Source organism: Catenuloplanes nepalensis (assembly GCF_030811575.1).
Classification (GTDB): domain Bacteria; phylum Actinomycetota; class Actinomycetes; order Mycobacteriales; family Micromonosporaceae; genus Catenuloplanes; species Catenuloplanes nepalensis.
On sequence record NZ_JAUSRA010000001.1, the window covers coordinates 7,138,695 to 7,161,346 of the forward strand.

Sequence of the window (22,652 nt, forward strand, 5' to 3'; positions counted from 1 at the left end):
CCGCTCCTTCTGCTATTCCTGGGTCACCGATTCGATGATCAAGAACCGAAGATGTCTTCAGCGCGTAAGCCCGTCCGAAATATCAGGATAAAGGTCGCTGCGACTGACCGCCAAAACGATCACGTGTGCCAAATCGTTGTTAGGGCGGCCGGATAACAACGATTTGGCACACGTGATCGACTCTCGGCCGCCGCCGGACCGCTTTGATCTTCTTTCGTGTGCCCCGCGCAGACCAGGAGGCTTATTCAGCGCGTCGGGCCGACGCCGCGTTGCCGCAGGCCGGACGGCCTGACGAGGGCGGCGCTGAACAAGCCTCCCTGTCACCCACGAAAGACCGCCGGGGGAGCACGCCCTCCCCGGGTGCCCCGAGGCCCACCGGAGGCGAAAACGCAACCGTCGCGCGGAGGAAGGCGCGCAGCGAGTTCGCTACGGTTTGCGGGCCACCGCGCCGTAGCCGTCGACCACGGGCGCGTCCAGTGTGTCCGATCGCCAGCGGGAGATGGAGACCAGCGCGCCGCAAGGGCACCCGACGCAGCGCGGGAGTGGCACACCGCGGGAACGGCGCGCCGCGGGAACGACGCACAGCACGAGCCACGGAGAGCGGCGGGAAGCGGCGCGAGGCGGCCACGCACGAACGCCATAGAGACTACGGAGAGTGAGATCCTTTCACTCGATCGGGTGGCGCTAGGCCGAGAGGGAATCCCGGTGCTTGCCGGGTCCGAATGGCTGCCATGAACATGTCCGTGGTGGACGGATGCACATTCCACTTAGATGGGAATTGCATGAAGGTCGCTACCGAGGGTCACGGCGTCTCTGGGGAGTGGATCATGCGCTATCTGATCGTCCGCACCGATATCCGGCCGGTGGAGACGCCGTCGATGGAGTCCGTGTGGGCTGACGGGAAGTCGGTGCGCGACGAGCGGACCACGCCGGAACCGCGGCGCCAAACCGTGCTGGCGCAGGACCGGGCGGCCGCACTGGACCTGGCACGAGCGCTGTCCGCGATGGGCTCGGTGCGCTCGGGACGCCAACGCGTGAAGATCATCCGCGTCGGCGACCCCCGGACCTGGCAGGCCCGCGACCTGCACCCCCTCCCCGACGAGGCACGCTGACCACGAACGCACGTCAGCCACCGACACACGTCAACCACCACCACACATTGGTTGGCGAACGCCCGAATCTCCATGGACAAACGGGGCGAAGCGGCCCCGGCGCGGAACGGGTAAGCAGAGCAAATGAACCGGGTGACGGCGTAGGTAAGCAGAGCAAAGCGAAGCGTCCAGAAACAGGCGAGGCCAAATCACCCCGTGATCGAGGCGTCCCCCATGTCGCTAAAACGGCATGGGGGACGCCTCGATCACGGCTAAGGGCACGAAACGCGGGAGGGCACGAAACGCGGGAAGGGCACGAAACGCGGGAGGGCACGAAACGCGGGAAGGGCACGAAACGCGGGAAGGGCACGTGGTTTGTGGTGACCACCGCGGGACCGGTAGGGAGGAGCGCCAGCGACGACCGGTGCCCGCGGGAGCACTCGGAACGTCACCACGCCGGAAGCGGGAAAATCGCCTTCGGTTTCGTCTTGAACGCGGCGCACCGTCGACAGCACCCGCGTGCGAACCGAAAATGCCAAAAATGCCGGATATTGCCCCTACACGTCCGCGTGACCCAGCGTTACTCCGCCAGCCAGGTGGCGATCAGGTAGTGGGCGATGGACGCGCCCATCGGCAGGCCGACGCGCAGCCCGTCGTGCGTCAGCACCTCGCCGCCGCCGACGATGGTGCCGATCTCGCGGCGGGTGAACCAGCGGGCCTCGACGATCTCCTCCGGATCCACCGTGACCGGCAGTGACGGATCCGCGATCGCGTTGAAGCCGAGCATGAGCGAGCCCGGGAACGGCCACGGCTGACTGGCGACGTAGCTGATGCCGGCGATCGGCAGCCCGACCTCCTCCGCGACCTCGCGGATCACCGCGGCCTCCGCCGACTCGCCGGGCTCGACGTAGCCGGCGAGGCAGGAGAAACGCCGGATGTCGGGCGCGCCGGTCCAGGCCGCGTTGTTGCCCAGTAGGCAGCGGCCGTCGGGCCCGGGCACGCCGTCGTGCACCAGCACGATCATGGCGGGGTCGGTCCGCGGCCAGACCTGCTTGCCGCCGGCGTCGATGCGGCTCCAGCCGGCCTCCTGCGCGCTGGTCGCGCCGCCGCTGACCGGCGAGAAGCCGGAGGCCGCGTGCCAGTTCGCCAGCGCCAGCGCGGTGGTCATCAGCCCGGCGTCGCGGTCGTCGAGCTGGTGGCCCACGTCGCGCAGGCTGGCCGGGCGCGCTCCGGCGACCGAGGGCAGCGGCGCGTCGACCGCGAAGACCGGCCCGCCGTCCGGCTCCTCGCCCAGGAAGAGACGGGACTCCGGCGGTACGTCGGGCGCGTTCTCCGGCGTGAAGAGCAGCAGCCGGTTGTCGTCGGTGATCAGCGTGCGCCCGCCGGAGCGGGTGTCGAGCACGAGGACCCGGGCCCGCTCCCAGGCCGCGGCCAGCCATTCGGCGTCGCGCCGCCGGTGGGCGGAGCGGTCCAGCGTGGTCCGCGCCAGCGGCGGGCCCGGGCGTTCCCGCGTCGACGAGCCGTCTTCAACCCGGCCGGACGGCATGGCACTGACCGGCGCCCCGGGGGCGCCGGGCTGGAATGAGCTCACGGTTGTGCTTTCTCGATCGGGGTCAGGGCCGCGAGCGGTGCTTCGATCCTCGACGCGTCGCCGAGCACGACCGTGACCGCCCGGGCCGGGGCCAGATAGGTGGCGGCGGCCGCGGCGACCTCGTCCGCGGTGACCGCCGCGAGCCGGGCCGAGTGCTCGGCCAGGTGGTTGAGGCGCAGGCCGGAGCCGGCGTAGGTGGTGGCCAGCCCGGCCAGCCCGGCCTGGGTGGCGACGCCGAGCCGGAGGCTGCCGAGTGCGTACTGCCGGGCCTGTTCCAGCTCGTCCTCGGCCGGCGGCAGGCTGGCGATCCGGCCCAGCTCGTACAGCGTCTCCAGCATCGCGGGGCCGGTGACCTCGGTGGCCACGTCCGCCGCGACGGTGAGCGAGGAGCCGGCGACCAGGTGCTCGATCGCGGAGTGCGGCCCGTACGTATAACCCTTGTCCTCGCGGATGTTCTCCACCCAGCGGGACGAGAAGTAGCCGCCGAAGATCAGGTTGGCGATCTGCAGCGCCGCGTGGTCCGGGTGCGTGCGGGGGACCGCGGGCAGCGCCATCCGCAGCGACGACTGCACCGAGTCCGGCCGGTCGACGACCATCAGGGCACCAGGAGCCAGCGGGGGTACGGGTGGGACCGCCCACTTCGCGGCCGGTGAGTCGCCGCCGATCGCCCAGCCGCCGAGGATCTGCTCCGCGGTGTCGATCGCCTTGGCCGGCGTGATGTCGCCGACCAGCACCAGCGTGGCGCCGGCCGGCCGGACCCGCTCGGAGTGCAGCGCGCGCAGCTGGGCCGGGCGGATCGCCCTGACCTGCTCCGGCTCGGGCAGCTGGTTCGCGTACGGATGCCGGCCGTAGATCCGCTTGAGCAGCGCGGTGCGGGCCACGTGCTGCGGCTGGCTCTGCGCGACCTGGATGTGGTCGACCAGGCGGGCGCGCTCGGTGGCCACCTCCTCGGCCGGGTAGCGGGCCGCGGTGAGCACCTCGCCGAGCAGCTCCAGGATCCGCTCCAGGCCGCCGACCAGGCCGTTTCCGGCGAGCATCAGCCGGTCAGGGTCGACGCCCGCGCTCAGCCCGCCGCCGACGGTCTGCAGCTCGGCCGCGATCTCCACGGAGGACATCGTGTCGGTGCCGGACAGCAGCGTCTGGGCGAGCATGGCGGCGCGGGCCGGGTGCGCCCGGCCGAACGGGATGCGCAGCCGGACCTCGGCCAGTGGCACGGACGGCCGCCGGATCGCGATCACGGTGAGCCCGTTCGGCAGCGTGGCCTCAGCCTCTCGGGGCAGTTGCAGCTTGGTCGTCGGACCCAGCGCGGGCAGCGTGGTGACCATCTCGGGCACCGTCACGGGCTTGACCTTCGCAGGACTCATCGCGCCGCTCCCGGAATGACCTCGACGGTGGCCCGGCGCTGCGGCCGGAGGGTGGCCGCGGCCGCCCGGATCTGCTCCTCGGTGACGTCGCCGAGCAGCACGGGCAGCTGGTTCAGCAGCTCCGGCTCGCCGCGCTGCTGTTCCAGGACCGCCATCCGGAGGGTTCGGCTGAGCACCGCGTCCGTGTCGCGCAGCAGGTGGGTGGCCATGCGTGCCTGGGTGCGGGCCAGTTCGCCCGCGGTCAGGCCGTCCTCGGCCAGCCGGTTCAGCTCCTCGTCGATGCTGGCGAGCAGCTTGTCCGTGTCGCCGCCCGGTGGCAGGTGTGCCTGGAGCAGCAGCGCGGTGGGGTCGCGCACCTCGAACGGCTCGCCCATGAAGCCGAGGTAGCCGCCGATGCTGGTGACCGACCGGTCCTTCAGCACCAGGCGCTCGACCAGCCGGGACGCGTCACCGTCGGTCAGCACCTCGGCGAGCACCACGTAGGGCAGGTAGCCGGCGAAGTCGTCGATCGGGTCCGGCACCCGCCAGGCCGCGGCCACGGCGGGCAGCGGCGCGAGCCTGTCCGTATACGACTCTCGGCGCTCCGCGGTCAGGTCCGGCTCCGTGAAGGACGGCCGGACCGGTGCGGGCCGCGCCGGGACGCTGTTGAAGTGCCGCTCGATCAGCGCGGTCGCCTCGGCCACGTCGAAGTCGCCGGCCACGGAGAGCACCGCGTTGCCGTTCGCGTAGTACCGCTCGAAGAAGTCGGCCGCGTCCGGGACGGTGGCGCTCTCCAGGTCGGTGAACGAGCCGTAGCCGTCATGCGCGTTCGGGAACGTGTCGAACATGACCGGCGGCAGCGTCAGCCAGGGGAAACCGCCGTACGGCTGGTTCAGCACGTTGACCCGGATCTCCTCCTTGACCACGTCGACCTGGTTGCGCAGGTTCTCCTCGGTGAGGCGGGGGCCGCGCATCCGGTCGGCCTCGAGGAAGAGCGCGCGCTCGAGCGCGTTGCTCGGCAGCACCTCGAAGTAGTCCGTGTAGTCCAGGTGGGTGGAGCCGTTGAACGTGCCACCCGAGCCCTGCACGTGCCGGAAGTGCGCCAGCTTCTCCAGGTTCGCCGAGCCCTGGAACATCAGGTGCTCGAAGAGGTGGGCGAAGCCGGTGCGTCCTTCCGGTTCGGAGCGGATGCCCACGTCGTAGACGACGGCCACGCCGACCACGGGGGCACTGCGATCGGGGGCCAGAACGACGCGCAGTCCGTTGGCGAGCGTCAGGCGCTCGACCGGGTACCGCGTCGCGGCTATTTTGTTGGATCTCCGGGCCACCCTGCGACATTAGCGCTTTCCGGCGCCATCGGCTTCCGACGCACCCACAGCCTCGTCCCAGCATGCGGGCATCACCTTGACCCAATGCCCCACTCAATCGATTGTTCCTATCAAACAAGTAGGCAATATCTGGATTGGATCTCGATGAGCTCTCTTCGGCTGCGAACCCTGGCCGCCGCCGTGGCACTCGCCACGGCCACCGTGGGCGCGCTCGCCGCCTGCGGTGGCGCAGGCGAGGCCGCCGGCGCGGACGGCGGCCCGGTCACGCTGCGGCTCGGATACTTCCCGAACATCACGCACGCCTCCGCCGTCGTGGGCGTCGAAAAGGGCATCTTCCAGGACAAGCTGGGCAGCAACGTCACGCTCGAGACCAAGACCTTCAACGCCGGCCCGGCCGCGGTCGAGGCGCTCTTCTCGGACGCGATCGACGCCACCTACATCGGGCCGAACCCGACCGTGAACGCGCACTCCAAGTCGAACGGCGAGGCGGTCCGGGTGGTCTCCGGCTCCGCGTCCGGCGGCGTCGCGCTGGTGGTCAAGCCGGAGATCAACGGCGTCGAGGACCTCAAGGGCAAGAAGATCGCCACGCCGCAGCTGGGCAACACGCAGGACGTGGCGTTCCGCTACTGGCTGAAGGAGAAGGGGCTCACCGCCACCAAGGAGGGCGGCGGCGACGTCTCGATCGTGCCGCAGGAGAACGCGCAGACGGTGGAGACGTTCGCCAGCGGCGCGATCCAGGGCGCCTGGGTGCCGGAGCCGTTCGTGTCCCGCCTGGTCAACGCGGGCGGCAAGGTCCTCGTCGACGAGCGCGACCTGTGGCCGGACAACAAGTTCGTGATCACCAACCTGATCGTCAGCACCAAGTTCCTGAAGGCGCACCCGGACGTGGTCAAGGCGCTGGTCGCCGGCCAGGTCGCGTCGAACGACTACCTGCACGAGAACGAGGCGGACTCGCAGAAGGCGATCTCCGACCACATCGGCAAGATCACCGGTAAGCCGCTGGACCTGGAGCTGATCGCACAGGCCTGGAAGACGATCGAGTTCACCAACGACCCGATCGCGTCCTCGCTGGCCACCGGCCTGGACCACGCGGTCGCGGTGGAACTCACCCAGCCGGTCGACCTGAAGGGGCTGTACGACCTGTCGTACCTGAACGAGGCGCTGAAGGCCGCGGGCGAGGCCGAGGTCCCGCAGCCATGACCAGCACGCAGGCACCGGCCCGGGCCGCGGTCACCCTCGACGGGGTGACCAAGGTCTACGGCCGCGGCGCTGAGGCCGTCCTCGCACTGGACGGCCTCGACCTCACGGTCCGGCCCGGCGAGTTCGTCTGCCTGGTCGGCGCGTCCGGCTGCGGCAAGAGCACGCTGCTCAACCTGGTCGCCGGCCTGGACTCGCCGTCCGGCGGCTCGATCGAGGTGGCCGGCGGCGCGCGGCCCGGCCTGATGTTCCAGGAGTCCGCGCTCTTCCCCTGGCTGAGCGTGGGCGCGAACGTGGAGCTGCCGCTCAAGCTGCGCAAGCTCGACCGGGCGCAGCGCCGGGACCGGGTCGCGGAGCTGCTGCGCACCGTGCACCTGGGCGACTTCGGCAAGCACCGGCCGCACCAGCTCTCCGGCGGCATGCGGCAACGCGTGGCGCTGGCCCGCACGCTCGCGCTGGACACCCCGGTGCTGCTGATGGACGAGCCGTTCGGCGCGCTGGACGCGATGACCCGGGACATCCTGCACGACGAGCTGGAGCGCATCTACCTGGAGCGCGAGCTGACCGTGCTGTTCGTGACGCACAACGTGCGCGAGGCGGCCCGGCTGGCCGACCGGATCGTGCTGCTCTCCAGCCGGCCCGGCCGGATCATCCACGAGACCACGGTCGACGCGCCGCGGCCCCGGCGGATCGACGCGCCCGAGGTCGCCGCGATCGCGGCCGACGTCACCGACCGCCTGCGGAAGGAGGTGATCCGCCATGGCCAGTGACACGCTCGTCACCGACAAGAAGGACGCGATCTCCGGCCTCGACGCGCTGGAGATCGCCGGCCGGGAGAAGGGCCCGTCCCGGCTCAGCAAGATCTGGTTCCAGACCTGGCCGAAGCTCACCGCCATCGCGCTGGCCGTGCTGGCCTGGCAGGTCGTGGTCTGGTCCGGCTGGAAACCGGCGTACGTGCTCCCCGGTCCGGACATCGTCCTCCCCGACCTGTGGGAGTACGTACGGTCCGAGGCGTTCTGGTCCGGCGTCGGCACCACCGCGCGGCGGGCCGGCGTCGGCTTCGCGGCCGCGGTCGGGGTGGGCCTGCTGCTCGGCCTCGCGGTCGCCAGCAGCCGGATCCTGCGCGCCGCGCTCGGCTCGATGATCACCGCGCTGCAGACCATGCCGTCGATCGCCTGGTTCCCGCTGGCCATCATGCTCTACCAGCTCAGCGAGCAGGCGATCTTCTTCGTGGTGGTGCTCGGCGCCGCGCCCTCGATCGCGAACGGCGTGCTCCACGGCGTGGACTACGTGCCACCGCTGCTGCGCCGGGCCGGGCACAACATCGGCGCCCGCGGCCTCGACCTGTACCGGTACGTCATCGCGCCGGCCGCGCTGCCGGCCATCGTCGCCGGGCTCAAGCAGGGCTGGGCGTTCGCCTGGCGCAGCCTGATGGCCGGCGAGCTGCTCGTGGTGATCGCTACCAAGACCTCGATCGGCGCGCAGCTGCAGTACGCCCGCGAACTCAGCGACACCGAGCGACTCATCTCGATCATGATCACGATCCTGGTCTTCGGCCTGGTGGCGGACGCCGCGTTCGGTGCCGCGGACCGGGCCATCCGGCGCCGCTGGGGCTTGCTGGACCGCAACAGCTGAGGAGGACACGCCCATGTACGTCTCGGCGCGCAGTGACTACGCCGTCCGGGCGATGCTGGCCATCGCCGAGCTGGGTGGCCGGGAGTTGGTGAAGGCCGCCGCGCTCGCCACCGAGCAGGACATCCCGCTCAGCTTCCTCCAGGGCATCCTGCTGGACCTGCGCCGGGCCGGGCTGCTGCACAGCCATCGAGGCGTCGAGGGCGGGTACGCGCTCGCCCGTCCCGCGGACGAGATCACGGTCGGCGACGTCCTGCGGGCGGTGAGCGGCACCCTGACCATGGTCCGCGGCCTGCCCGCGGACGCCGCCGGCTATCACGGCGTCGCGGCCGGCCTGACCGACGTCTGGCTGGCCGTGCACGAGGCGATCGAGGAGGTCGTCGACACGGCCACGCTGGCGGACCTGCTGACCCGGTCCCGCGCGGCCACGACCACCTCGTGACACCGCAGAACCCCACCACGAAGGGAACCACCGGCACAGCGACATAAGGAGCGGTCCATGCGAAAACTCATCCTGCTCGCCCTGGTCGGGCTGGGCGCGCAACTCGTCGACGGCAGCCTCGGCATGGCGTACGGCGTCACCTCCACCACTCTCCTGCTCGCGATCGGCACCAACCCGGCCGCGGCCTCCGCGACCGTGCACCTCGCGGAGATCGGCACCACGCTGGTCTCCGGCGCGTCGCACTGGCGGTTCGGCAACGTCGACTGGAAGGTCGTCGCGAAGATCGGCATCCCGGGCGGCGTCGGCGCGTTCGCCGGGGCGACGTTCCTGTCCAGCCTCTCCACCGAGGTCGCGGCGCCGGTGATGGCGCTGATCCTGCTCGCGCTCGGCCTCTACATCCTGATCCGGTTCACCGCGTGGGGCCTGCCCAGGGGCCGGCTCGGGCAGCCGCTGCGCAACCGCTTCCTGACGCCGCTCGGCCTGTTCGGCGGCTTCGTCGACTCCACCGGCGGCGGTGGCTGGGGCCCGGTCGGCACGCCCGCGATCCTGGCCAGCGGACGGCTGGAACCGCGCAAGGTGATCGGCTCGATCGACACCAGCGAGTTCATCGTGGCGGTCGCGGCCAGCATCGGCTTCCTGATCGGCATCGGCAGCGAGAACATCGACTTCGCCTGGGTGGCGGCGCTGCTGCTCGGCGGCGTGATCGCGGCGCCGATCGCGGCCTGGCTGGTCCGGCACATCCCGCCGCGGATCCTGGGCGCGGCGGTCGGCGGCATCATCATCCTGACCAACACGCGGTCGCTGCTGCGCAGTGACTGGATCGACGCGCCGGACGCGGTGCGGTACCCGGTCTACGCCGTGATCTACCTGGTCTGGGCGGGCGCCATCGCGTACTCGTGGCGGCAGTACCGGGCGTACCGCGACCTGGAGACCGTGGAGGCGATCGACGCCGAGGCGGAGAAGCAGCGGGCCACGGCGTCCTGATCACGACGAGGGGGCGGTCCGCTGCGGCCGCCCCCTCGCCCGTCGTTCACCGCCCCGAGCCCTGTGCCGCCGCGTCGGGAGCGTCGAAGAACGGGATCCGGAACTCGACTATCACGCTCTCCACCGCGGACGGCTCATACCAGGGGAGGAACGCGGCCAGCGACGCCAACCCCACCCCGAGTAGCCCCAGCGTGAAGACCAGCGTCATCTCCCGTGCCCCGCCCTTTCCGTTGTCCACCGCAGAACCCCCGTTTGCGTGTTTCGACGAGTCGAGCGCCTAGCATGTCGTGTCAAGGGTCGATGCACAGTCGACCATCGGACGCTTCACCTCGGCCGTACGGCTCCTTACATCAGCCACTACGCGGACCACGGCGAAACGGACCACATCAATTCCCCCCGGGGTACGGGACGGAGCCGATCAACTCGGTGAGGGCGTCCCGGTCCAGCAGGTCCGCCGGACGGACCGTCACGTCGTCCCGCACGTAGTGGAACGCGGCCCGCACGTGCTCCACCGGCACCCCGGCCAGCGCGGCCCAGGCCAGCCGGTAGGCCGCCAGCTGCACCGCGGCCGCCTGCGCCGCCTCGCCGGACGGCTGCGCGCCGGTCTTCCAGTCGACCACGTCGAACCGGCCGCCGAGCGCGGCGAAGACCGCGTCCATCCTGCCCCGCACCACCACGCCGCCGATCACGGTCGCGAACGGCACCTCCACCTCGATCGGTGTCCGGTCCGCCCACTCCCCGGCCAGGAAGCGGGCCTGCAACTCGGACAGCTCGGCGTCGTCCGCGGCACCGTCGTCCGCGGCACCGGGCAGCTCGTCCAGGTCGAACAGCCGGACCGTGCCGAAGCGCTGCTCCAGCCAGCTGTGGAACGCGGTGCCCCGGCGTGCGTAGGGCGCGGGCGCGGCCGGCATCGGGCGGCGCAGCGCGCGGGCCAGCGACTGCGGGTCCCGGCGCAGCGTGACCAGCTGGGAGACGGAGAGATGGCCGGGCAGCGCCACCTCCAGCGGGCCGTCGCGGTGCGCGTGCTCGGCGCGCTCGGCCAGCAGCAGGTCCGCCTCCCGCCGCCAGCCCGCGATCTCCGCCTCCTCGGCCGGATCCGCCGCATGCGGCTCCCCCTCGCCCGCCGCCCCGGTCCCGGACGCGGCAGCCTCCGACGGCGGCTCTCCCCACGACGGCGACCCCCCAGGCGGCGGCTCTCCCGACGGCGGCTCTCCCGACGGCGACGGCTCTCCAGGCGGCGACGAATCGGCCGGTGGTGGTTGTTCCTCCACCGTGGACGGTGCCGGAGGCGCGCCGAGGGCCGCCTCCAGCGGGCTCACGTGGATCTCCGGCTCGGACTCCGCCACCGGCGCCGCATCGGCCGCGAGCAGCTCGCGAACCAGGTCGGCCGCCTCCTCCAGCGCGGGCCGGCGGGAGCCGAGCGGATCGGCGGGCCACTCCACCCGTACCGTCGAGGATGCTCCTGGGTTCGTCGCTCCCGGCTCCGGGGGCGGCTCCCAGACCGGGACGTCCCCGTGACCGGCCCGGCAGGAGGCGCGGATCTCCTCCAGGAAGACGGACGCACCGCGCGGCTTCACCACCCGGTCGCCCCACCAGAAGCCGGAGCAGAGCAGCAGCCGCCGGGGCCGGGTCACCGCGACGTAGGCGAGCCGCCGCTCCTCCCGCTCGTCGTGCTCCTTCCAGTCCTGCGCGAACCGGTCCAGCGCGCCGGCCACGTCCCGAGACGTCTCCGCGCCGGACAGGTCCAGTGTGGGCAGCCCGTCCCGGTCGCCGCGCAGCGGGAACGGCAGCACGCCGATGCCCGCGAGGTAGTGGTCGGACCCGCGGACCGGACCCGGCCAGACCTCCCTGGTCAGCCCGGCGACCGCGACCACGTCCCACTCCAGGCCCTTCGCCGCGTGCGCGGTGAGGATCTGCACCGCGCCCTCGACCACGTCGACCTGGCCGGGCGCGAGCCCGCGCTCCTCCTCCTCGGCCGCGGCCAGGAACGCGAGGAAGCCGGAGAGCGTGCCGCCGTCGGCCTCGCCGGCGAACCGCGCGGCCACGTCGCCGAGCGCGTCCAGGTGGGCGCGGGCCAGGCCGGCGTCCCCGGCCGCGGACGCGCGCACCGCGACCTCCACGTCCAGGCCGATCGTGCGTTCGGTGTCCGCGACCAGGTCCGGCAGCGGCGCGTCGAGGCGTTCGCGGAGCAGGTCCAGCTCGGCCGCGTACGCGTGCAGCCGCTGGTAGCCCTCGGCCGAGAACTGCTGCGGTGCGCCCAGGTCGGCCAGCGCCTCGACCAGCGTGGCCTCGTCCAGCGGATCCCGTATCACCGCCTCCTCGGGGTCGGCGTCCGCGGCCCGGTCACGCGCCAGCCGCTGCGCGCGCCGGTGCAGCGCCACCAGGTCGCGCGGGCCGATCCGCCAGCGCGGGCCGGTCAGCAGCCGCAACAGCGACGCGCCGTCGGCCGGGTCGGCCAGCACCCGCAGCGTGCAGACCACGTCGCGCACCTCGGGCGTGTCCAGCAGACCACCCAGACCCACGACCTCCACGGGTACGCCGCGGGCGCGCAGCGCGTCCTCGATCGCCGGGATCTGGCTGCGCAGCCGGACCAGCACCGCGGTGGTCGGCCTCTTCTCGACCGGGATCTCCTCCGGGAGCGCGGTGTCGTCCTCCCCCGCGGCCTGCCAGGCCCGGACGATCTCGTCGGCGATCCAGTCCGCCTCCGCGTCGTGCGTGAGCAGCAGCGCGGCCCGGACCGTGTGCCCGCCGAGCGGTTCGGCCGTGCCCGGCGTCGGCCGCAGCGCCGCGACCCGCGCACCCGCGCTGCGCAGGGGAAGGGACAGCACGTTCGCGATCTCCAGGATCTCCGGGCGGTTGCGCCATGATCGCGTGAGCGCCGCGGCCTCGGCGCTGTGCCCGTTCCTATGCCTGAAATCAACGGGAAATCGGTCCAGAGTGCCCGCGCTCGCGCCGCGCCAGCCGTAGATGGACTGGCACGGGTCGCCGACCGCGGTCACCGGGTGGCCGTCGCCGAACAGCGCGCGCAGCATCACCACCTGCGCGTGGCTGGTGTCCTGGTACTCGTCGAGCAGCACCACCCGGTACCGGTCCCGCTCGACGCGGCCGACCTCCGGATGGTCGCGGGCGACCCGGGCCGCGCGCGCCATCTGGTCGCCGAAGTCCATCGCCTCGAGTTCCAGCTTGCGCGCCTCGTACGCCCGGACCAGCGGCAGCACGCCCAGCCGGGCCTGCTGCCGGCCGAGCACGTCCCGGACCGGCTTGCCCGGGCTGCCCGGCAGACTGCCCACCTCGCCGATGAACCGGCCGGTCCAGCTCGCCAGCTCGTCCGTGCTGACCAGGTGCTCGGCCAGCTCGCCGGAGAGCGCCAGCACCGCGTCCGTGATCGTGCCCGGCGCGCGGCCGACCACGCCCAGGTCGCCCGGGAAGTTGCGGACGGTCATGTCGACCAGCTGCCAGCGGGACGCCTCGGTGAGCAGCCGGGTGGACGGCTCGAACCCGCCGCGCAGGCCGTGCTCCGTGACCACCCGGGCCGCGTACGAGTGGTACGTCGCCACGGTCGGCTCGCCCGCGATCTCCCGGCCCAGGCGGCGGACCAGCTGGCCGAGCCGGGTCCGCACCCGGTGCGCGAGCTCGCCCGCGGCCTTGCGGGTGAACGTCAGGCCGAGGATCTGCTCCGGGCGGACGAAGCCGTTCGCCACCAGCCAGACCACGCGCGCGGCCATGGTCTCGGTCTTGCCGGACCCGGCGCCGGCCACCACCAGCAGCGGCTCCACCGGCGCGGAGATGATCGCGGCCTGCTCCGGCGTGGGCGGATGCAGGTGCAGCAGCCGGGCCAGCTCGCCCGGCGTGAACCGGGGACCGGCGTCGGCCCGGATCCGGCGGGGCCGCTCGGGGGCGGTGAAGAGGGCGGGCTGATCGGTCACGTACCCGGTCTCCTGGTGGGTGGTTCGACGACCTGCCGGCCGCGGCCGGAGACCGGGCAGGCGGTCTGCACCGGACAGGTCCGGCACTTCTTGTTGACCACGGCGGAGAACGTGGACGCGGCCATCGTGTCCGCGGTGCGCCGGACCAGCTCCTCCGCCCAGCCGGGATCCGGGCTGTCCGCGACCGCGGCCTGGCTCTGCTCGCGCGCCGCCTTCGTCTCCGTGCCGAGCTGCACCAGCGCGGCGCCGCCGGACTCCAGGCCGAAGTCCGCGAACCCGCCCGCCTCGACCGCGGCCTGGTAGCCGGCCAGCTGCGGGTGCTCGGCCACGTCCGCCGCGGTCACCGCGGTCGACCGGCCGGTCTTCAGATCCACCACGACCAGCCGGCCCGCGTCGTCGACCTCCAGCCGGTCCACCCGGCCGACCAGGTCGATCGGGCGCTTCGTGCCGTCGTCCAGCCGCACCGCGAACTCGTGCTCGATCGCCAGCAGCCGGCGCGGGTTCGCGGCCAGCCAGCGCAGCAGCTTGTCCACCATGCCCTCGGCCCGGGACTGCTCCGGACCGGCCAGCCAGCGCGCGGCCAGCTCGATCATCGGGAAGCGGCCGGCCACGTAGTCGATCAGCCGCTCCCGGTCCGCGTTCGCGTCCTCGGCCAGCATCGCGGCCGCGTGCACCAGGTTGCCGATCCCCTGCGCCGGGCCGGCCGGCGGGTTGCCGCCGTGCCGTTCCAGCAGCCAGCGCAGGCTGCACCGGAGCGCGCCCTCCATCGTGGACGGCGTGACCCGGACCGCCTCGCCGTCCTCGGCCAGCGGCCGGTCGTCGGAGAGGCGCCGCAGACCCCACCACTCGTCCGGATGCGCGCCCGGCACCCCGGCCCGCGCCAGCCGGGCCAGCTCCCCGGCCGCGGCCCTCCGCCGAGCCTCGCTCGCCCGCGGATCGGTCAGCGCGGTCCGCAACTCCGCGACCAGTGCGGCCAGCGTCAGCGCGCGCGGCAGCTTCTGTGCCTGAAGATCAAGATCCTCCGCCGGTACGTCCTGGAGCTGCGCGATCTCGTGCAGGAAACGGCTGGGCTGCTCCTCACCGTCGGCCGTGCCGACCGAGGCCGACTCCACGGCCGTGACCAGCAGACTCTTTCGCGCCCTCGACGCGGCCACGTAGAACAGCCGCCGCTCCTCGTCCAGCAGCGCGGACGTCTGCCCGGCCAGCGCGGCCGCCTCCGGCGCGGTCCGGCCGGAGAGCAGGTCGACCAGGCGCTCCGAGCCGAGCAGGCTGCCCCGCAGCCGCAGATCCGGCCAGACGCCCTCCTGCACGCCGGCGATCGCCACCACGTCCCACTCCAGGCCCTTCGCCGCGTGCGCGGTGAGCAGGCGCACCGCGTCCCCGCGGTCCGCGGACGGCGCGATCGAGTCGGCCGGCAGATCCTGGCCCAGCACGTGATCCAGGAACACCTCGGTGCGTGCACCCGGCAGCCGGTCCGCGAACCGCGCGGCCGCGTCGAACAACACCAGCACCGAGTCGAGATCCCGGTCGGCCGCGTCGGCGCGGGCCCGCTCCACGTGGCCGCTCTCCCCCGCGCGCGGCGGTGCACTCCGGACGCTCGCCGCATACCAGCGGTCGGCCAGCCCGGTCGCGCTCCAGAGCGCCCAGAGCACGTCCTCGACCGAGTTGGCCGGCTCGGCCGCGGCCGTGCGCACGGTCTCCAGCAGGCGCGCGACGGCCCGCGCCGGACGCGCCCAGCGTCGGTCCACGCCGTCCAGCGGCGCCGGATCGCGCAGCACCGCCACGATCAGCTCACCGGACGACCGCCGGTCGTTGCCGTCCCGGTGCGCCAGCGCCCGCAGCCCCTGCCGCAGCCGCCGCTCGGCCAGCGGATCGGCCCCGCCCAGCGGCGAGTGCAGCAGCGTGACCGCCGCATCCTCATCCAGCGCATCCGGCTCCAGCGCACAGCGCAGCACCAGCAGCAGCGGCGCCACCGCGGGCTGCAGATGCAGCGGCAGATCCTCGGCATAGGTCACGGTCGGCACGCCGGCCGCGTGCAGCGCCCGTTGCAGCGGCGGCAGCTGCAACAGCGTCGACCGCACGATCACCGCCATCCGCCCCCACGGCACCCCTCCCAGCAGATGCGCTTCCCGCAGCACATGCGCCACATACGCCGACTCCCCCACCGCCGACCGAAACGTCCGCACCCGCAGTGCATCCACGTCCCCCGCTTCGGCCTCGCCACCTTCAGCAGCGCCAACCTCAACGGCGCCGGCAGCGGAAGCGGCAAGGCCATCAGCACCGCCGGCACCAGCAGCAAGACCGACAGCGCCAGCCGCCGCACCATCAGCGGCACCAGCGACGCCAGCCGCGTCGGCAGCTTCGCCGGCACCAGCGACGCCGGCTCCGGCAACGCCCGCGGCGACGGGACCAGCAACACCGGCGGAAGCGGCAACAATGTCGGCGGCGACAGCGGCGTCGCCAGTCGCGACGCCACCACCGGCAGAAACAGAACCGGCGTCGGCGGCTGCGACAGCCGCGTCGGCGTCGAAGGCACCGGTCGGAGCGGCCTCGACATCGGCGGTGGCATCGACGCTCGCCACCGATGTGGTGTCTGGCTCAAGTCCGGAATCGGGGACCGGCTCAGAGTCCGGAACCGATTCGGGGGCCGCGGCCACGCCGGATACCGGCTCTGGCTCCGGTGACGGAGGTGGGGTCAGGTTGCGGTGGGTGATCGGGCCGCGCAGGCGGCGGCCGACGCGGCGGACCGCGTCGATCAGGGCCGGGTCGGCGCGGTAGGAGATCGTCCGGGTGACCGTCGCGGCCGGAGCGCCGGACGCGGTGCGGAACCGCGCCGGGAACGCCGTCACTATCGACGGATCCGCACCCCGGAAGCCGTAGACCGACGAGTCCGGGTCGGCGAACGCGACCAGCGGCAGGCCACCGCCCGCGATCAGGTGCAGCAGCGCGACCTGCGCCGGATCCGTGTCGGCCAGCTCGTCGACGTAGACGTGTGCGAGCCGGCGGCGCTCCGACTCCAGCAGCTCCGGGTCGTCCGTGAGCAACCTCATCGCGGCCCGCACCAGCTCGGCCGCGTCATAGGCCGCCGCGGCCCGCCCGGTGCTGTCCCGCAGCGCGAGCACCGCCGCGTACTCCCGCAGGAACCGCGCCGCCGCCGGCCAGTCACTCCGCCCGAGCCGCTCCCCCAGCCGGGTCAGGTCGGCCGGCCCGATCCCGCGCTCGACCGCGCGCAGCATGAGATCCCGCAGCTGCGTCGCGAACGCCCTGGTCCGCAACGCCGGCCGCAGCCCCGTCGGCCAGCCATAGGGATCGTCCCCGGCCGGCTCCGGCGCGTCCTCGGCCCCGGCACGACTGGAGTCGCCTGCTCGGCGGGGTTCGGCGTCCGGCTCCTGGCCGCCAGACCGCGCCGAGCCCGGCTGACTCGCGCTCGATTGAGCGTCGGGCGTGCGGTTCGTGGTGGAGGACCGCCCCAGCAGCTGGGCCGTGTCCGGCGTGGGCTGCGCCGCCGCCTCCGGGTCGCCGACGATCTCCAGGAGTTCCCGGATGACCAGGTCCTGCTCGGGTCCGGTGAGCAGGCGCGGTGACGGTTCGCCGCGTTCGGCCGCGGCACGGCGAAGGAGGCTGTATGCGTACGCGTGAAAGGTCCTGACCATGGGTTGATGCATCACGTCGTGATCGTCGAGCCCGGCGATCCGGGTTTCGATCCGCTCCCGGAGCGCCTGCGCGGCGCGCCGCCCGAACGTCAGGACCAGGATCCGCTCCGGATCCACCCCGTCCTCGACCCGCGCGGCCACGGCCTCGGCCAGCGTGGTGGTCTTGCCGGTCCCCGGCCCACCCACCACGAGCAACGGCCCGTCCGTGTGCACGACGATCCGATCGTGCACGGCGTCCGGCAGCAGCGCCGGCGCGGCGACCGGCGGCCGGCGCACCAGCCGATACGTCCGCCGAGGCACCACAGTCATCGCGCTATCTCATCACGCCCTACCGACACGCCACATATCGCCTGGTCCAACCGCTATGCCAGCCTCTCTCCGCGTCGCATCCCGCCGCGGCGACCCCGGCGACTCGCCGGATGCCCGAGCCGGACCTCGCCGCCGCTACGCACCGGATCATTGAGTGACACACCAGGGCGATCGACGAGCGCAGTTGATCGCCCTGGTGTGTCGCTCAATGATCCCTTCGCGCGCCGTCGCCCGAGATTTCATGATGTGGCGGACATAGGCTGCGGGCGCGATCCGAGACTCGACGGGCCGGCGTTCGCGAATCGCGGAAGGATCAATGACTGACACAAAAAGGAGGTCATCCAACGAAGTTGACCTATTTTTCGTGTCAGTCAATGATCCTTCGATCAAGGCCGATCCCACCGTGCGGGTGACATAAGCCGATATTTCGGGCGCGGAGCGCCCGAAATGGACGCGCTCAGCCAGGCCGAGGCCACAAGCGGCCGGCCAGTCTGGGAACGCAAGCCGCGAGCCAGGCCGGGACCGCGAGCGGCCGGCGCGGCCGGGGGCGCGATAGGGGTGGCCTGGTCTTGCGACCGCGGGTGTGGCAGGGAGGAGCGCCAGCGACGACCGGTCTCCGGCGGGAGCGGCGGAACGTGATGAAGACGGGCCGGGACCCGGTGTCAAGGGGTTTGAATCAGTTTGGGCTCGATGGCGTCGAAGGCGGCGTCCAGCGTGCCGGCCACGATCAGGCCGGCCATCGCGCCCGGCCGGACGAAGCCGGCGTCGGTCAGCGAGCGAAGCCAGGTGAGCAGGCCGTCGTAGAAGCCGTCGGTGTTGACCAGGACCATGGGCTTGCGGTGGATCGCGAGCGAGCCGGTGGTCCAGACCTCGAAGAGCTCGTCGAGCGTGCCGAGGCCGCCGGGGAGTGTGATGAACGCGTCCGACTTCTCGATCATCAGGGCTTTGCGGGAGAGCATGCCGTCGGTGATGGCGAGTTCGTCGGAGGCGGTGTCGGCGACCTCCATGTCGACCAGGGCCTGGGGGATGATGCCGAGCGTGTGGGCGCCGGCGGCGCGGGCACCGTCCGCGAGCGCGCCCATCATGCCGACGCAGCCGCCGCCGGAGACCAGCGTGTGGCCGCGGGCGCCGATCTGGCGGCCGGTCTCGGTGGCGAGGTCCAGCCAGCGCTGCTCGACGGTGTTCGCGGAGGCGCAGAAGACGCAGATCGCGGCCATCAGGAGGTTTCCACCTCACGCTGCAGGTCATGGGTCGCGGACTGCTCGGCCGCGAGCGCGGCGTCCGCCTCGACGATGTAGCGGACCGCCTCGTCGACGTCGTCGGTCACGCAGATCAGGTCGAGGTCGGCCGGGCCGATCTTGCCGTCGACGGCCATCGTGTCGCGCAGCCAGTCGAGCAGGCCGCGCCAGTACGCGCTGCCCATCAGCACCACCGGGAAGCGCGTCACCTTGCCGGTCTGCACCAGCGTGAGCGCCTCGAACAGCTCGTCCAGCGTGCCGAAGCCGCCGGGGAGCACGATGAAACCCTGCGCGTACTTCACGAACATGGTCTTGCGGGCGAAGAAGTAGCGGAAGTCGATGCCGACGTCGACCCACTCGTTGAGGCCCTGCTCGAACGGCAGCTCGATGCCGAGTCCGATGGAGAGCCCGCCGGCCTCGCTCGCGCCCTTGTTCGCCGCCTCCATCACGCCCGGGCCGCCGCCGGTGATCACCGCGTATCCGGCGCGGGCGAGCGCGCCGCCGACCCGCTCGGCCGTCTCGCACTCGGCGCTCTCCGGCTTGCTGCGGGCGGAGCCGAAGACACTGACCGCGGGCGGCAGATCGGCGAGGCTGTCGAATCCCTCCACGAATTCGGAAAGGATCCGCAATGCCCGCCACGCGTCTCTGGTCTTCCAGTCCGCGCGTTGCCGGGAGTCGAGCAGCTTCTGATCCGCGGTGGACGGCTCGATCGCGTCGCGCCGCAGCGTGACCGGTCCCCGGTGCCGTTCGGGCGTCAGTCGTCCCCGGCCGGTCATGACATACCCCTCATGCGATCACCGTAATGCACGACAGGGACGGGTATCTGACCGTCCGGCCGACCCCGGCCGGGCGGATCTGGGGAAAATTCGACAGAAACTAAGGACGACCGCAACCAAACTTAAGGAACGAACGTCTTTAATTCACAAAGTGCGCAGCACGGCGCCCGGGTGTCAGCCCGGGTCACCTCGGGGGGAGGAGCCACCGTGCTCAACCGGAACGAGATGCTCCGGCATCGACGTCAGATGCAACGGCGCATCAGCGACGTCGTCGCCGAACGGCGAATGGCCCTGCTGGACGGCGAGGCCACGGCAGAGTCCGAGGACGAGAAGTCCGAGGAGAAGTCCACACAGGATTGTGCAGCGTGAGAGCGGGCCCCGCGGAGAGCGGGGCCCTTTCTCATGAGGCCAGCCAGCGGTGCAGCGTCGCCGCGCCGTCCCGGATCCGGCCGATCTCGACGTGCTCGTCCTGGGTGTGCGCGAGGTTCGGGTCGCCGGGGCCGAAGTTGAGCGCCGGGATGCCGAGCGCGGCGAAGCGCGCCACGTCGGTCCAGCCCAGCTTCGCGGCCGGGCGTTCGCCGACCGCGGCCAGGAACTCGCGGGCCGGCGCCGCGGTCAGGCCGGGCAGCGCGGCCGGTGCCGCGTCGGTGATCTCCAGGTCGTAACCGGCGAAGACGTCGCGCAGGTGCGCCTCGGCGTCGGCGACCGCCCGGTCCGGCGCGAAGCGGTAGTTGACCTCGACCTCGCAGCGGTCCGGGATCACGTTGCCGGCCACGCCCCCGCCGATCCGGACCGCGTTGAGCCCTTCCCGGTACGTGCAGTCGTCGATCGTGACCGAGCGCGGCGCGTAGTCCTGGAGGCGGCGCAGCACCTCGCCGGCCGCGTGGATCGCGTTGACGCCCCGCCACGAGCGCGCCGAGTGCGCCCGCTTCCCGGTGGTGCGGACGACCGCGCGCATGGTCCCCTGGCAACCCGCCTCGACCACGCCGTAGGTCGGTTCGAGCAGGATCGCGAAGTCCGAGGTCAGCCACTCCGGGTGCGCGCCGGCGACCAGGTGGAGCCCGTTGAACTCGGAGTCGATCTCCTCGGCCTCGTAGAAGAAGTACGTCACGTCGTACCGCGGGTCGGGCACGGTCATGGCGATGTGCAGCGCCAGCGCGGTGCCGGCCTTCATGTCCGCGGTCCCGCAGCCGTAGATCAGGTCGTCGACCAGCCGGGACGGGAAGTTGTCGTTCAGCGGCACCGTGTCGATGTGCCCGGCCAGCACCACCCGCTGCTCCCGGCCGAGGTCGGTGCGGGCCATGAGCGTGTTCTGATGCCGGTGCACGGTCAGGTGCGGCGCGTCGGCCAGCACCAGCTCGATGCAGTCGGCGATCTCCTTCTCGTTTCGCGAGACGGACTCGATGTCGACCAGGGCGCGGGTCAGCGCGACCGGGTCGGCCAGCACGTCGGGGGTCAGCGGGTTCGCCATGGGTGGCACGGTACCTTCTCACCTGTGAGTGACGTGTCTACCACTGCGGCCTGGGGCATCGGCCTCGCCACGATCACGGCCGAGGGGCAGGTGCTCGACACCTGGTACCCGGCCGGCAAGCTCGGCCTCGGAAGCCCCGAGGCCGACGGCCAGCCGGCGAACACGCCGCTGCCGGACGCGGACGGCGCCACGCTGCTGGGCCTCCCGGCCGGCGTGCTCGGCGAGAAGGCGCTGCCGGGCCTGCGGACCGTGGCGGTGTTCACCGTGATCGGCTCGCTGGCCGAGGCGCCGAAGGACACGTTCGACGTCTACCTGCGCCTGCACCTGCTCTCGCACCGGCTGGTCACGCCGAACTCGGTGAACCTGGACGGCATCTTCGGCCTGCTGGCGAACGTGGCCTGGACCTCGGCCGGCCCGTGCCCGGGCGACCGGATCTCCGAGCTGCAGATCATCGAGCGCGCGGCCGGGCGGCACCTGACCGTCTACGGCGTGGACAAGTTCCCCCGCATGATCGACTACGTGGTCCCGTCCGGCGTGCGGATCGCGGACGCGGACCGGGTCCGGCTCGGCGCGCACCTGGCCTCCGGCACCACGGTCATGCACGAGGGCTTCGTGAACTTCAACGCGGGCACGCTCGGCAACTCGATGGTCGAGGGCCGGATCTCGGCGAGCGTCGTGGTCGGCGAGGGCTCGGACGTCGGCGGCGGCGCATCGATCATGGGCACGCTGTCCGGTGGCGGCAAGGAGCGGATCCGGATCGGCGAGCGCTGTCTGATCGGCGCGAACGCGGGCATCGGCATCTCGCTCGGCAACGACTGTGTGGTCGAGGCCGGGACGTACATCACGGCCGGCTCGAAGGTGCTGCTGCCGTCCGGCGAGGCCGTCAAGGCGGTCACGCTGTCGGGCGCGGACAACGTCCTCTTCTGGCGCAACTCGCTGACCGGCGCGCTGGAGGCCCGGCCCCGCAAGGGCACCGGCATCGCGCTCAACACCGCACTGCACAGCAACGACTGACCGATCCCGTGATCAGGGCGTCTCCCATGTCGCTGGAACGACGTGGGAGACGCCCTGATCACGTGGAGGGCGGTGTTCACTCCCAGCCCGATCGCAGCGGGCCGCACCCGCAGGCGCTAGCGTCTTCGGTGTGACCGTCGCGTTGGTCGTCACGCTGATCCTGCTCGCCGCCACCCTGGCCGGGCTCTATCTCATGCGTGCCCGCATATCACTGCTCCGCGCCGAGATGCGCGCCGAGGGAGTCGCCGCTGAGGCGCTCCGGGACCGCATCTCCGGGCTGGAGCGCGACGTCGCCCGCCTGGAGCGGGACGTCGCGACCGGCACCGGCCGGGCCGACGAGCTGGGGCAGGAGCTGTCCGGGCTGAGGGAGACCAACCGCAAGCTGGCCGAGGCGGCCGAGTCCACGGTCCACGACCTGCGCGAGCCGCTCGGCACCGTGCTCGAGTTCCTGGAGCCGTTGCAGAACCGGCGGTACTCGGAGCAGCTGGACTACCGCGGTAAGCAGTATGTCCGGTTCGCCAAGGACGCGGCGCTGCGCCTACGTGAGCTGATCGACTCGCGCACCGGCTGAGATCACCACCACACGTCACTCCGGCGATACAACATGATCACTCTGCGCATAAAGCAAACCTGACATATCCGTATTACGAACACCGT

The 22,652-nt window shown here is 72.1% G+C and carries 18 protein-coding genes; 9 read left to right on the forward strand and 9 right to left on the reverse strand.

What is annotated here, in order from left to right; translation table 11 throughout:
• The first annotated feature begins 827 nt into the window (after window positions 1-827).
• Window positions 828-1,112, forward strand: a complete 285-nt coding sequence (locus J2S43_RS30685; protein ID WP_306835047.1) for a hypothetical protein — start codon at window positions 828-830, stop codon at window positions 1,110-1,112.
• Window positions 1,113-1,671: 559 nt separating this feature from the next.
• On the opposite strand, the gene nudC is transcribed toward J2S43_RS30685, so the two are convergent.
• Genes nudC through J2S43_RS30700 form a run of 3 tightly spaced genes read right to left on the reverse strand, consistent with a single transcriptional unit; the run spans window position 1,672 to window position 5,332 of the window.
• Window positions 1,672-2,637: an NAD(+) diphosphatase gene (gene nudC, locus J2S43_RS30690; RefSeq protein WP_306839549.1), complete on the reverse strand. Its 966-nt coding sequence runs from the start codon at window positions 2,635-2,637 to the stop codon at window positions 1,672-1,674.
• Window positions 2,638-2,678: 41 nt separating this feature from the next.
• Window positions 2,679-4,046 (reverse strand): M16 family metallopeptidase, encoded by a 1,368-nt coding sequence (locus J2S43_RS30695; RefSeq protein WP_370881673.1) that lies wholly within the window; start codon window positions 4,044-4,046, stop codon window positions 2,679-2,681.
• A complete protein-coding gene (locus J2S43_RS30700) occupies window positions 4,043-5,332 on the reverse strand; it encodes a M16 family metallopeptidase (RefSeq protein ID WP_306839552.1) in 1,290 nt (429 codons plus the stop codon). The genes J2S43_RS30695 and J2S43_RS30700 overlap by 4 nt, the downstream gene beginning before the upstream one ends.
• A gap of 165 nt (window positions 5,333-5,497) precedes the next feature.
• Here J2S43_RS30700 and J2S43_RS30705 point away from each other — a divergent pair, with 165 nt between their 5' ends.
• The 5 genes from J2S43_RS30705 to J2S43_RS30725 are packed head-to-tail and all read left to right on the forward strand — an operon-like array spanning window position 5,498 to window position 9,608.
• Complete coding sequence (locus J2S43_RS30705; RefSeq protein ID WP_306835048.1) at window positions 5,498-6,553, forward strand: ABC transporter substrate-binding protein; 1,056 nt, start codon at window positions 5,498-5,500, stop codon at window positions 6,551-6,553.
• Window positions 6,550-7,320: an ABC transporter ATP-binding protein gene (locus tag J2S43_RS30710; protein ID WP_306835049.1), complete on the forward strand. Its 771-nt coding sequence runs from the start codon at window positions 6,550-6,552 to the stop codon at window positions 7,318-7,320. Before J2S43_RS30705 ends, J2S43_RS30710 begins: the two co-directional genes overlap by 4 nt.
• Window positions 7,310-8,185: an ABC transporter permease gene (locus tag J2S43_RS30715; protein WP_306835050.1), complete on the forward strand. Its 876-nt coding sequence runs from the start codon at window positions 7,310-7,312 to the stop codon at window positions 8,183-8,185. The genes J2S43_RS30710 and J2S43_RS30715 overlap by 11 nt, the downstream gene beginning before the upstream one ends.
• Before the next feature lie 13 nt (window positions 8,186-8,198).
• Complete coding sequence (locus tag J2S43_RS30720) at window positions 8,199-8,624, forward strand: RrF2 family transcriptional regulator (RefSeq protein WP_306835051.1); 426 nt, start codon at window positions 8,199-8,201, stop codon at window positions 8,622-8,624.
• A 57-nt stretch (window positions 8,625-8,681) separates the two neighbouring features.
• Window positions 8,682-9,608 (forward strand): sulfite exporter TauE/SafE family protein, encoded by a 927-nt coding sequence (locus J2S43_RS30725; protein ID WP_306835052.1) that lies wholly within the window; start codon window positions 8,682-8,684, stop codon window positions 9,606-9,608.
• A 46-nt stretch (window positions 9,609-9,654) separates the two neighbouring features.
• On the opposite strand, the gene J2S43_RS30730 is transcribed toward J2S43_RS30725, so the two are convergent.
• The 5 genes from J2S43_RS30730 to J2S43_RS30750 all read right to left on the reverse strand — a co-directional run bounded on the left by J2S43_RS30730 (window position 9,655) and on the right by J2S43_RS30750 (window position 19,510).
• Window positions 9,655-9,846, reverse strand: coding sequence for a hypothetical protein (locus J2S43_RS30730; protein ID WP_306835053.1), 192 nt, complete (start codon window positions 9,844-9,846; stop codon window positions 9,655-9,657).
• A 148-nt stretch (window positions 9,847-9,994) separates the two neighbouring features.
• Window positions 9,995-13,534, reverse strand: coding sequence for an ATP-dependent helicase (locus J2S43_RS30735; RefSeq protein WP_306835054.1), 3,540 nt, complete (start codon window positions 13,532-13,534; stop codon window positions 9,995-9,997).
• Window positions 13,531-17,433, reverse strand: a complete 3,903-nt coding sequence (locus J2S43_RS30740; RefSeq protein ID WP_442320074.1) for an ATP-dependent helicase — start codon at window positions 17,431-17,433, stop codon at window positions 13,531-13,533. Before J2S43_RS30740 ends, J2S43_RS30735 begins: the two co-directional genes overlap by 4 nt.
• A 725-nt stretch (window positions 17,434-18,158) precedes the next feature.
• Window positions 18,159-18,713, reverse strand: a complete 555-nt coding sequence (locus J2S43_RS30745) for an LOG family protein (RefSeq protein WP_306835055.1) — start codon at window positions 18,711-18,713, stop codon at window positions 18,159-18,161.
• Window positions 18,713-19,510, reverse strand: a complete 798-nt coding sequence (locus J2S43_RS30750) for an LOG family protein (RefSeq protein WP_306835056.1) — start codon at window positions 19,508-19,510, stop codon at window positions 18,713-18,715. Before J2S43_RS30750 ends, J2S43_RS30745 begins: the two co-directional genes overlap by 1 nt.
• 207 nt (window positions 19,511-19,717) lie before the next feature.
• Between J2S43_RS30750 and J2S43_RS30755 the strand changes: the two genes are divergently transcribed.
• Window positions 19,718-19,879, forward strand: coding sequence for a hypothetical protein (locus tag J2S43_RS30755; RefSeq protein WP_306835057.1), 162 nt, complete (start codon window positions 19,718-19,720; stop codon window positions 19,877-19,879).
• Window positions 19,880-19,910: 31 nt separating this feature from the next.
• Here the strand turns inward: J2S43_RS30755 and dapE are convergent, their stop codons facing one another.
• Complete coding sequence (dapE, locus tag J2S43_RS30760) at window positions 19,911-20,981, reverse strand: succinyl-diaminopimelate desuccinylase (RefSeq protein WP_306835058.1); 1,071 nt, start codon at window positions 20,979-20,981, stop codon at window positions 19,911-19,913.
• Window positions 20,982-21,014: 33 nt separating this feature from the next.
• Between dapE and dapD the strand changes: the two genes are divergently transcribed.
• Both dapD and J2S43_RS30770 read left to right on the forward strand, forming a co-directional pair.
• A complete protein-coding gene (dapD, locus tag J2S43_RS30765; protein WP_370881796.1) occupies window positions 21,015-21,995 on the forward strand; it encodes a 2,3,4,5-tetrahydropyridine-2,6-dicarboxylate N-succinyltransferase in 981 nt (326 codons plus the stop codon).
• A gap of 130 nt (window positions 21,996-22,125) precedes the next feature.
• On the forward strand, window positions 22,126-22,566 hold the full coding sequence (locus tag J2S43_RS30770; RefSeq protein WP_306835060.1) for a phytochrome family protein: 441 nt from the start codon (window positions 22,126-22,128) through the stop codon (window positions 22,564-22,566).
• The last annotated feature ends 86 nt before the right edge of the window (window positions 22,567-22,652 follow it).